This is a genomic window from Actinomycetes bacterium (genome assembly GCA_024222295.1).
Lineage (GTDB): Bacteria > Actinomycetota > Acidimicrobiia > Acidimicrobiales > Microtrichaceae > JAAEPF01.
Genome location: JAAEPF010000009.1, coordinates 1 through 10,772 on the forward strand (window position 1 = coordinate 1; position 10,772 = coordinate 10,772).

At 67.1% G+C, this 10,772-nt stretch carries 7 protein-coding genes; 5 read left to right on the forward strand and 2 right to left on the reverse strand.

What is annotated here, in order from left to right; all coding sequences use genetic code 11:
• Positions 1-293 precede the first annotated feature (293 nt).
• From GY812_02420 to GY812_02440, 5 genes are all read left to right on the forward strand, one after another.
• Positions 294-2,024: a hypothetical protein gene (locus GY812_02420; protein MCP4434338.1), complete on the forward strand. Its 1,731-nt coding sequence runs from the start codon at positions 294-296 to the stop codon at positions 2,022-2,024.
• Between the two features lie 138 nt (positions 2,025-2,162).
• Positions 2,163-5,051 carry a hypothetical protein gene (locus tag GY812_02425; protein ID MCP4434339.1) on the forward strand — a complete coding sequence of 963 codons (2,889 nt, stop codon included), beginning with the start codon at positions 2,163-2,165 and terminating at the stop codon, positions 5,049-5,051.
• The gene (locus GY812_02430; GenBank protein ID MCP4434340.1) at positions 5,051-8,623 is read left to right on the forward strand and encodes a hypothetical protein; all 3,573 of its coding nucleotides are present in this window, start codon (positions 5,051-5,053) and stop codon (positions 8,621-8,623) included. The genes GY812_02425 and GY812_02430 overlap by 1 nt, the downstream gene beginning before the upstream one ends.
• On the forward strand, positions 8,620-9,096 hold the full coding sequence (locus tag GY812_02435; protein ID MCP4434341.1) for a hypothetical protein: 477 nt from the start codon (positions 8,620-8,622) through the stop codon (positions 9,094-9,096). Before GY812_02430 ends, GY812_02435 begins: the two co-directional genes overlap by 4 nt.
• A gap of 1 nt (position 9,097) precedes the next feature.
• Positions 9,098-9,319 carry a hypothetical protein gene (locus tag GY812_02440; GenBank protein MCP4434342.1) on the forward strand — a complete coding sequence of 74 codons (222 nt, stop codon included), beginning with the start codon at positions 9,098-9,100 and terminating at the stop codon, positions 9,317-9,319.
• On the opposite strand, the gene GY812_02445 is transcribed toward GY812_02440, so the two are convergent.
• A complete protein-coding gene (locus GY812_02445; GenBank protein ID MCP4434343.1) occupies positions 9,304-9,672 on the reverse strand; it encodes a hypothetical protein in 369 nt (122 codons plus the stop codon). The genes GY812_02440 and GY812_02445 overlap by 16 nt on opposite strands.
• On the reverse strand, positions 9,672-10,469 hold the full coding sequence (locus GY812_02450) for a hypothetical protein (protein ID MCP4434344.1): 798 nt from the start codon (positions 10,467-10,469) through the stop codon (positions 9,672-9,674). Before GY812_02450 ends, GY812_02445 begins: the two co-directional genes overlap by 1 nt.
• Between the last annotated feature and the right edge of the window lie 303 nt (positions 10,470-10,772).

Consider the following 10,772-nt stretch of genomic DNA (forward strand, 5'->3'; position numbering starts at 1 on the left):
AGCGGCTCAGCGCCCATCGACTTCGGCAAGCTCATCGCCGCGGCAGCGCCCATGGCTGGAGGCGGGGGTGGTGCTGCACCAGACCCAGTGCAGCGCCGCGCCCCTATGCGCGCGACGGCTCCCTCTCTCGAGGAAGAAGAAGATGAGTTCAACTGGGGAGGCGCCGCTACGGGCGCACTCTCTACGGGCTTTCAGTACGGCGCGATGGGGGCGAAGGCGGGTGGCGTGCCGGGCGCTATCGGCGGCGCCGCCATCGGCGTACTGCTCGGCGGTCTGCAGGGAGGGAATAGCTGATGGCTACCGAAGCTGATATCGAGTTCTGGAACGACACCTTCGGGACGGACTACGCCACGGCGCAGGCCTTCGGTCGTGGGCCGGAGAACGTCGACGAGGACATCAAGATCTTGCGATCTCTGGAGCGCTCGCTCAACGGCATGAGCGACGAGCAGAAGCGGGAGCGCCTGGGGGACGACCCGAGCCGCCACCTGCGCAACTACATCTACGAGATCAAGGGGAAGCTGCTGCGAGACGTTAGGGCCACCGAGCGCGGAGCAGGCATGAGCCCGGCCGACGCCGAGCGCGTTGCAGGCAATGCGCTGCGCGAAGTGGGCAAGATCTGGGCGCAGCCCGGCGGCAGGAAGCAGTTCAATACAGGCGCGAACTGGGTGCAAGAGGTGTCTCGCCTAGCGGGGACAGAGATGCGCTTGGAAGAGGTCGACCTCGGCTCCGACGAAGACCTCGTCGCCGACGTCATGAGCCCCCCGCTGCCGCTGGCGCCCAACATGTACACGGACGGGCTAACGCACAGTCCTTCCTGGTACGACGCCAACATGGGCGTGGGCGGCGAGCCGATCCCGACCTATTCGGGGCCCGAGCCAGGGATCTTTGGCGACAAGACTCCCGCGGGCGTCATTCCCATGGACCAAGGTTGGGCGGGACAAGAGGACCCGTACGGCGTCCTTGACCGAGTGAGCCCTGCGGTCCGTCAGGACGCCACTCGCGCAGACCGCATCGCCCGCGAAAGGACGCGCAACATCGTCCCCGAGGCGGCGATTCGCTCCCGCACGGTCAACGACCTGCTCCCGGAGGGCATCGGCCCGCAGGAGGCGGCAGCGGAAGCGGAGAGGGCGCTGGGCATCACCCCGGAGGGCGCACCCTCGCTAACGCCCGCTTTCGACGCCATGACGCCGGCACAGATGGCGGGGCTTCAGCCTTGGGAAGCGCCCTCGATGGCCCCTCCCGCGCCCCGCCTAGAGCCGGGGCCATCGATCACCGCCACCGACGTCTTCGAGGTGGCTACACCAGCGGGGACCGAGGAGGTGGTGGCGTCAGTGACGGAGCCCGCGTTGCCCGATCCCGCCGCGGCGGCCGCCCAACTCGACGCACTCACCCCGAGCGACTACCGCGCCCCCGCAGCCCCCGTTCCGGGCGCGACCCCGACTAACTACGCTCTACCCGGCTCCCCGCGGGCTGCCCCGGAGGACGAGGCAGACGGCTTTTGGACGAGCCCCAAGTCCATCGGCGGGGCGATCGTCGGCGGCACAGGTATCGCGGCAGCCATCGGCAACACCATCGCAGACTTCCGCACCACCGCAGCGCTCGAAGACCAGCTAGCGGCGAGCGCAGCCGGTGACACCATCGCACGGCGGGAGGGAGCGCTGGCAGGCTCTCAAGCTCAGCGCAACATCATGGCGGCGAGCTTGGGCAGGCGTGACATATCGCCTGCCCTTGCGCTCCGCAACGCGCAGATGGCTGGCTCGAGGACCCTCTCGGATGTGTACGGTCAGGCGGCTATCGCCTCGGCACGCGAGCGCAGGGAGTCCGAGGCGCAGCTAGCGCAGCTACGCAAGCAGAGATGGAACACGCTCTTCGGTGGGCTCACCCGCACGGCGGGAGACGTCGGAGCGCTGCTCGCCACGCAGGGTGCAGCCGAAGAGACGGCGAAGATGAACAAGCGGCTGACGGACTTGGAAGCAGCGAACCTCAACCAAGTCGGACTGGCCCCGGGACAGAGAAGGCGATAAGGCATGCTCTTTCGACCTGACATCGTATTGCGGCAGAGCATTGTGCCTGCTTCTCCGGCCGCAAAGGCTGCGCCCGCCCCCGATGAGGGAGACGGGACTGAGAGTGCCGCCCCCAAGGTCGCTGTCCGCTCCGCGTCGGTGCCGGATCGGCCGCGCGCTCCCCGCGCCCCTCTGTCGCCGAAGACGGGCGAGGTTTCCGCGGAGATCAAGGTCGGAGCTACGGACACCCGCATCGCGCAGATGCAGAGCATGCTGCAGCAGCGCATCGCCGAGATCGCAAAGGCCGAGGTAGACGGGGAGATCAAGCTCGCCAAGGCGAAGCAGAGCCACCTCAACGCCAAGAAGCTAGAGGATTTCCAAGGGGGCCTCGCCCAGCTTGAGCAGGAGGCGCTGCAGTCCTCGCTGCAGAACGCGCACAACATCCAGCAGCTAGGACGCGAGGTCGGCAGCTTCCGCCCGCGTCCGGGGCGGCTCTTCCACGACAGCAGCGGGGCGGCGATGTGGGGGGCGGCGATGAGTCTGGCTGCCGGAGCGTTCCAGAGCGAGCGCAGCGGGGGTCCCAATACGGCGATGGCGATCATCGACACCGCCATCAAGCAGGACCTGGCGGCGCAGGAGATTCAGTACGACGCCATGAAGACGGAGCTTCAGGCGAACCAGACTCTGTACTCGCAGATGCGAGCAAGCTACGGCGACGCCATCGTGGCGCGCAAGGCGCAGGGAGCGGCGCTGCGGGAAGCAGCCGCCGCGCGCCTTCAGGCCGCTGGCCGAGAGTTCCTCCCCCAGCAGGCGAAGCTGGCCGGGGATATCGCGGCAGAGAAGCAGATACAGCTCGCGAACAAAGAGCTGATCGAGGTGGCAGAGAAGACATTCACTATCCGCTCGACGACTGCGGCGGGCAAGGAGGGCGAGCGGCTAATGAGCCTTCTGCCTGCCCCGCTGCAGGACCGTCTACTGCAGAGCGCTGGGCGCGCAGACCTGCGCATCCTCGGCATGTTCGGCGAAGAAGGCGTTGCGCTCTACCAACAGGAAGCCGAGCGCGAGAAGCTCGAAGGCGAAGGCTTGCTTCGGCTCAGTCAAGCGCTGCAGAAGCAAACCGAGGTGCAAGTCAAGCAGGGTACGCGGCCTCCCGCGGCCCCCGCGCCACGAGCGGGGCGGGCGCCTGCGCCGAGGGCCGCAGCGCCGGCTCCGAGCCGAGCGCAGGCTCCTCTGGCCGCGCCCCCTCCGGCGGCGGCAGAAGAGCCCGCCGCGGCGCGAACAGCGGAGCAGATCGATGCAGAGATTCAGGACGCGCAGTCGATCTTGGAGGCCCAAGACGGGGCGACGATCCTCAACGAAGAGACCAGGGAGACCCTCGCGCAGAACGTGGCCAAGCGCGTAGCCGACCTAGAAGCGGAGAAAGCGCAACTGGCCGCGGCTTCCGAGGAGCAGCAGGCGCAGATCATTGAGTCGATAGACAAGGAGATGAGGGAGGCCGCTCCGGCAATCGAGGCCGACCTCAAGGTGCTCGTAAGTACGCGCGGAGGCGACTCGAAGCGCAAGTCTCTCGAAAGCCTGATGACGCAAAGCCGCGAAGGAAACGCCGTCGCCATCTACGCTCAGACCGCCTTCCCTCCCACGGCGATCGATCGCAGCGTCGTCGCGGCGCTGCTGCCGAACTCAGACAACGACGAGCGCAGGCGGCAGGCGATCGAGACGATGGCCACTCTGCAGGACGCCCTCGGTGGCACCGTCAACCTGCAGGGCGAGGGAGGCGCCGAGCTGCTCGCGCGAGCCCAGGAGATTGGTCGCGGTGCCTTCCTCAACCAGCAAAACCTACGCTTCGCTGGCAAGGGAGACGTGGGCGCCCTCTCTGCCTTGCGTCAGTCCGTAGACCTGGCAGCTATTCCCACCATGTTCGGGTTGTCCGGCATAGTGCGCCAAGGCAAGTTCGAGTTCGCGGATCTGGAGGATGCCCGAATCAAAGCCGAGAAGCAGATGGGCGTGGGTGGCGAGCGAGGCATGGGGCTGAAGGTGGTGCGCCGCCCGGTCACCCTGACGGTACCCTCGCGCATCTGGGATCTGAGGGTGAACGACGGCAACGGTGGCTGGGTGGACAGCGGGCGACCCCCCGCGGAGGTCACGATCAATATGCCGGTGCTCGCTTCGGCGCAACTGACCTTCGACGACAAGTCCATCGGCCAAGACTTCATCCCCCAGCTCGCGGGCAAGCAGCAGCAGGTAAAAGACTACCGGGCCGGGGGGGGAGACGTCACCCCGATAGGGGAGAGCCCTGCGCAGCGCGCGGGGGTCCGAGAGACCATCTCCCAGATTCAGCCCCTCTCCGAGTACGCCCAGGGGCTGCTGCTGTACGGATCGATCATGGAAGAGAGCGGCAGGTCGGTGGTAGACGGGGGAGAGGGCGGCTTCACCGCAGGGAGCGAATGGGCAGCGGGCGCGCAGGACGACCTCAACCCCGAGACGATCATGGCGGGGTGGAGACGCGCGGTGCAGAAGAGTAAGGCGCTCGGGCTGGCTACCCTTCACCTCGACCCTTCCACCCCGCCGCTGCTCTACGACAAGAAGACCGAGGAGTGGCGCGTGAACCCCAAGAGCGAAGTAGCGCGGGAGATAGGGCTAGCGCGGGAGACAGGGTTCCTCGAAGGCGGGGATGAGTTCGAAGTCACGCAGGCTCTCATGTCCGGCAACATCGCTACGTTGTCGCACTTCGTCGGCTTTATGGCGCCGCAGAATGCGGAGATGAAGCTGCTAGAGGCCATGACCGGGCAGAGCGCAACCGGGACCTCGTGGTACGACATCCGAAGCTGGAACTGGCGCACCGCTGGGCGCTCGCCGGAACGCTCGGCACTGGCCTTCATGCAGTTCCTCGACAACAAGGCGGACAGCATCTACGAGTCGTACACCGTGCCCGCTGCCGGGATGCAGCAGCTTTACCAAGGCGCCATCGGGGCCCTCAACGGTGCCGGGAAGCAGCGCGGGCAGGTTGATTGGGAGCAGCTAACCCAAGCTGCACGGAGGAATGAGTAGTGGCTGACGGCGACGCCAAGAAGAGGTTCGCGGAGTGGGCTGCGGGCCAAGACTCGTCCGCGGCGCGCAAGAAAGCGTCCGTCAAGATCTCAAACATGGCGCCGCCCGAAAGCACCCCCGGGGCGCTGATACCCGCGACTCCCTCGCAGGCCCGTGACGCGCTTTGGCAGAACCCCGAGAGCGGTCAGTGGGAAGCGATCAAGGTCAGCGAGTCCTCGATGCTCGCAGGTCTACGGGATGGCACCCTGCGGGACCCGAACGCTGACGCGGAGTCGCGCACCGCGTTCGAGCAGCTTGCGCAGAACCAGGAGCAGCAGGTCGAGGACGTATACAGCGACCTGCAGGGATCAGGGGAGGCTCTCGTCAGCGGGCTTACCCTCGGGTTGCATCGCCAGATCGACTTCCTGTACACCGACGAGGAGCGGGCGCGCTACGAGCAGTGGACCGAGCGTAACCCGGGCAAGGCGGGCACATTCAACGCGGTGGGCTTCGTGCTCCCGTCCATCCTAACGATGGGCGGGAGCACCTTGGCTCAAGGGAGCGTGGCTGCCGGGGCGGGCGCCGGCAAGCTGGCCTTGCTCGCTGGGGCTGGCCGCACCGCACTTCAGACGGCCTCGCGCACGACGCTTGGCAAGGCTCTCTCGGTGGGAGGCGGCGGCTTGGGCACCCGCGCTGCGCTGGGGGTCGCCGAGCGCACCGGCATGAAGGTGGGCGGCCTCGCGTTCACCGCCACCGAGGGTGTGATGCAAGCGCTGCCCAGTGCGCTGATGGCGACCCTCGACTCAGCGGAGCCGGACTTCGACAGCTTCGGCACGACGGTCGCTGCGCACGGAGCTCTCGGAGTCTTCGTGCCGGTGGCTTTCACAGGAGCGCTGACCGCAGCGGGGGCGGCGGCGAAGGGAACCAAGCGGCTGCTCACGCGCAACGCGCAGCGACCGGAGATGCACGGAGCTACCCAGCGGGCGAAGACAGTGCCCGACGACCCTGCGGAGCAGGAGGCGTTCCGCGACGCGCTACTTGAGAAGGCCATGAAGGGCGACGTCGATGGCGTCACCAACTTCCTCGAGCGCATGCTGGCCGAGGGCGACGGGGTGCAGGCGATCAGCGCCCGCAAAGCGCTGAACGCCGTGCTGCGCAGGGGCAGCGCGGTGGGAAGGCCGGGGGCCACGCTGAGCCAGGAGCAGCAAGAACTCGTGAGCACCATGGTCGATGACGTCTTTGTGCCTCTGTACGAGTCGCAGCGGATGGCGCGCTTCGGGGGTGGACCCGGCGACCCGTCGGGCATCGCGGGGCTGACGCGTGAGCCCGGGACGATGCTCAACGAGACCCTGCAGGTGGACACTGACCAGGCCATCGCGCAGTTCGGAGCCACGGCGCACGGCATGGTGGAGAAGCTCGCGCGCATCTCCAACGGAGACGAGTCGGGCCCGGGAGCGTTTGCGAAGAGCACTCTCAGGAAGTGGTTCGGCGACCTGCCGATGCAAGAGGTGGGTGACGACTTCGCCAAGATCGACATCCCCGCGCTTCAGCAGCGCGTGGACCTGGAGATCGAGGCCTTCGCGACGAAGGGCGGCAGGGCGGTGCGCCAAGGGGCGGGCGAGCCCCTCACGGTGGGGCAGATCGGGAAGACCACCACCGCCAAGAACCCTCGCGGCGGCACCTACGAGAAGGTCGTGGTGAAGCTGGACGACCCTGCGGGCGGCAAAGGGGGTCGCGTCGTGGTCACCCGGTCCGATAAGTCTGGCGGCTGGGGCTACAAGATACCCGGAACGCGCAAGCGCATCCCGCTTGCGGCCCCTACGCGCGAGGCGCTCACCAAGTCGCTCGGCGAGGCGGGCGTGCTCACTCAAGACGTCGTGGCCACGGCCAAGGAAGCGGAGAGGGTTGGCGAGTTCGGCAAGTTTGCCCGCGCGGTGGTCATGCCGCTCAAGGAGGGGCGTGGTCACGACGCCTACGCGGCGGCCTACGAGGGACGCAAGGCAATCGCGGGGCTCACCCTTCCAGCGAAGGTGGAGCGCGGTCCCGCCAACATGCTCCGCGAGGAGCTGCAGGGGATGATGGGGGGGCTGGTGCAGAGCCCGCTTGCCTGGGGCGCGAAGTTCCAAGAGCAGCGCGCACTGACCGAGGGCGCCTACGAGCAACTGATAGGCATGTCCCAGCGGGCCCCGGCGATGCTCCCCGGGGCCACCAGCGCAAAGATCGTCGAGGAGGGCGGCGCCATCAACCGGCAAGCTCTGGAGAAGGCCGTGCGCCGGGGTCTCTTCGGCGACAACCTCAACTCGCCCGCCGCCGCCGAGCTTCTCTCCTACGTGGGCCAGATGATGAAGGCGACCGAGAGCCTGATGGTGGCGCGGGGGCTTCCCGTGGACGGCGAGGCGATGTTCAAGATGTGGGAGCGCGCAGGGCTGACCCTGAGCAAGAGAGCGCGCCAGCTCGAAGTGCTCGAGGCAGTCAACGCGCTCAGCTACCGGGTGCCCGGTGCGTCCCGGAGTCAGTCGTGGCAGCGCTCCTTGGCCATGGCTGTGCTGGGGATGCCGGGGGCGGCCATGATGAGCGTCATGCCATGGCGAGCGCGCATGCTTCTCAGCGGACCAGGGGCTCGGGCCATGGGAACGATGGGCAAGGAGTGGGTGCTCGACCGCAGCGCGAGCATCTACTCGGGGGCGGCGGGCCAAGCCGTGAAGCGCAAGACTGCGGAGACCGCAGCGAAGATCAAGCGCCGGGTGTTCCGTGCGGTGGGCGTGGCGGACGAGGTCATCGAGCAGGGCACCGTCATGAGCATCGAGGACTTCCGTCGCCGCGTGGGCGTGGACCGTATCGTGCTCGGGCTCATCCGAGCGCCCGTGGGCAAGCGCCTGTCTGACTCGTGGGGCGCGAGCGAGCCCTCCATCGAGGAGCGCTACGAGGAGCTGTCCTCGGTGTTCAACCAGCTATCGGGAAGCCCGGAGGCGATGCTCTCGGGGCTCGGCAGCATCACGGAGGGGATGTACGCAGCAGACCCCACCGGGGAGTACGCGGGGGCGTACGGAGATTCCATCGCCAAGTCCTTTGCCTACGCGGTGCAGCACATGCCCACCACCACCGCTGACCCGCTGACGGGGGAAGCGTTGCCGCCCGCGAGAGCTGAGATCAAGGAGTGGTTCTATGCCCTCGAAGCGCTCGACGATCCCAACGTGATCTGCGAGTACGTGGCCACGGGACTGGTGAAGCAGAGCGGAGTGCAGGCGGTGCGCGAGGCGTACCCTGAGCAGTTCGCCCAGTACGTATTGGCCTTCGCGCAGAAAGCGCTCGCGACGGGCTCGAAGCTCACCTACGCGCAGAAGCTCATCCTCGGCGAGGTCACCGGCATGAACCTCGACCCCACGGAGGAGAGCAGCTTCATCATGGCGATGAATCAGGACTACTCGCAGACACCAGAGCAGTCCGCTGCGCTGGGGCAGGTCGCAGCCATGCAGGCGCAGGGCAACGCGCAAGCGGTTGCGTTCCAGCAGGCTGCTCGCAGACTTCCGGGGAGCACCGGCTCCACCGCACAAGGACACCGCAACGACCTAGAAAGGCTGGGCCAAGCATGAGCAGCAACGCAGTCGTCAAAGCACTGAACATCCCCGTCCCTCGCGCAGTGTACGTGCTCGACATGCCTGCGGGTGCCAAGGGACTCTTTCCGATCCCGGGCGTGGACGAGGTGATCGGCGGCGCTGCGCCGCAGGGTCGCCACGGCATGGTCACCAACTGGATCACCCTCAAGTCCGAGGGCGAAGGCATCTATGTGGTGTTCGGGCCGAGCACGGTCCAAATCGACAGCGCGGTGACCACCCCCGTGTCCGTGGACCCGCCCCCCGCTGGATACAACCTCTGGTGGTCTCCCCCGAACGTTGAGACGGGCGCCTGCGTGCTGCTCGAACCGGGGGTCGAGTACCGCTGGAACCTCGATGACCTGTTCGAGCACGGCGCTGCGCCCGCGCTGATTCCGATCGACTACCTGGCTCTTGAGAACGCGTCCGGCGCGGACGTGAAGGTGCGGGTGTGGAGATCATCAGGGAGGTAAGATGCACTGGCTACTGGAGAACTGGACGACAGTGGTCGCCGCGGCGCTGACCGTGGCGACCGTCATCACGAGGGTGACACCCACCCCGCGCGATGACGCCGCGCTCGCCAAGGTGCGTGCGCTGCTCGGCAGACTGAGCATGCTCGAGCACCGCGACACCGGCCGCATGGTGAAGCTCCCGGGGGCCAAACCAGCCCCCGGGGAGCGTCATCCCGACGACTGACTGTCGAGCTCCGCGTGCTCCTCGGTGACGATGTGCCCCGCTGCGCGCTGGAGCAGCGCCATCAGGTCGGCTAGCTGCATGGTGACCAGCACCTCGGTGCGGTCTTGCTTCGAGACCACCATGCACGCGCGCCCATCGGTCGCTTCCATGGCCTGCCACCAGGCGCGGTAGACCTGCGGGGTGCCCTTGCCCACCTTGCACTCTATCCACCACGGAGTGCCGGCGACGTCTGGCTCATCCGAGCCTGAACGGCGCTGGTATCCTCGCCGAGCTTCGGGGTACATCTCCCTGAAGATCTCGGCGACCTTCCGCTCGAAGGTGGCGCCCTTCGCTCTGCTTGCTCGGCCGCCCATCACCACACCGGCTTCAGCGCGCCGTTGACGCGCTCGAAGACCATCTGCGTACCGACCCCACCGAACAGCCCCTTGGCTACGGTCAGCACCACGGTCGGGGAGTCCACCGAGCGATGCGCGAGCAGCGCGAAGCGGCACTCGTTCTCAAGGTCCCCACTCTCCTTGAAGCTGTGCAGCGAGGGCTCTCCCTCTTGCGCGTTGCGCCCTAGCTGGCTGATGCCGATGACCACCACGTCATGCCGGATGGCGGCGCGCTGCAGCGCTCCCCAGAGCACGTTGATTGCGGTGCGCCTGTCCTCCGGCGCATCCTCGCCAGGCCTCACCTTCTGCAAGTAATCGATCCAGATGGTGCGGCATCCAGCCTGCGCGAGCTTGTCGACGGCGCGCTCCACCGCGAGCGTGTCCGCGCCCACGGCCACCTCGACGAGCGGAAAGTCGAGCTCCGCGATGCGCTGCTCGGCGTGGTCGACCTTCTCTTGGTCCTCGGGGCTGAGTCCGGTGAGCATCTCCCGCGCGTCCACCCCGCTCGCCAGCGAGAGCGTGCGAGTGCCGACCACCAGCGGTCCATCCTCGAGGCTGATGATCCCCGCGGTCGGGCTGTTCAGCGCAGCCCACAACATGATGCTGCTCTTGCCGCATCCGGTGGCAGCGCCGAGCAGCCCCACGGTGCCCGGCGGGATGGGCCCAAGCGCTGCGTCTATCTGCCGCAGCCCCAGCGTCGGCCAGTCTGGAGCCGTGCTCGTGCAGGCCCCCTGTCTCCGAGCAATATCGATCGTATCCCTTAGCCTCATACGCACTCTCCTTCGCTTGACATGTGCGAGTGTACGAACGTACATTATCGCTCGGTAGACGGGCAAGAGAGAGGCGCGAGAAACTATTTGGAGAAAGTGGTTGCGCCCCCGGCTTTCTAGCCCCACTATATCGGCAGTGATGAGGGCAGCGGGTTTAGACAGCCCGCGAGAGGAGAGAGTGATGAAAGAGATAGAGGATTACCTGAAGGATCTTCGCGAGCGGGCGAGGAAGCTCGACCCGGGAGTGTACTCGGTGAGCGTGGCGGCGACTGAGCGTGACCACCAGAAGGCGCTACCCGTGCGGTACTA

Excerpts from the sequence above, each read along its gene's own strand:
- GY812_02420 (MCP4434338.1), top strand. The coding sequence starts at position 294 with ATGGCTACCGAAGCTGATATCGAGTTCTGGAACGACACCTTCGGGACG.
- GY812_02440 (MCP4434342.1), top strand. The coding sequence starts at position 9,098 with ATGCACTGGCTACTGGAGAACTGGACGACAGTGGTCGCCGCGGCGCTG.
- GY812_02435 (MCP4434341.1), top strand. The coding sequence starts at position 8,620 with ATGAGCAGCAACGCAGTCGTCAAAGCACTGAACATCCCCGTCCCTCGC.
- GY812_02445 (MCP4434343.1), bottom strand. The coding sequence starts at position 9,672 with ATGGGCGGCCGAGCAAGCAGAGCGAAGGGCGCCACCTTCGAGCGGAAG.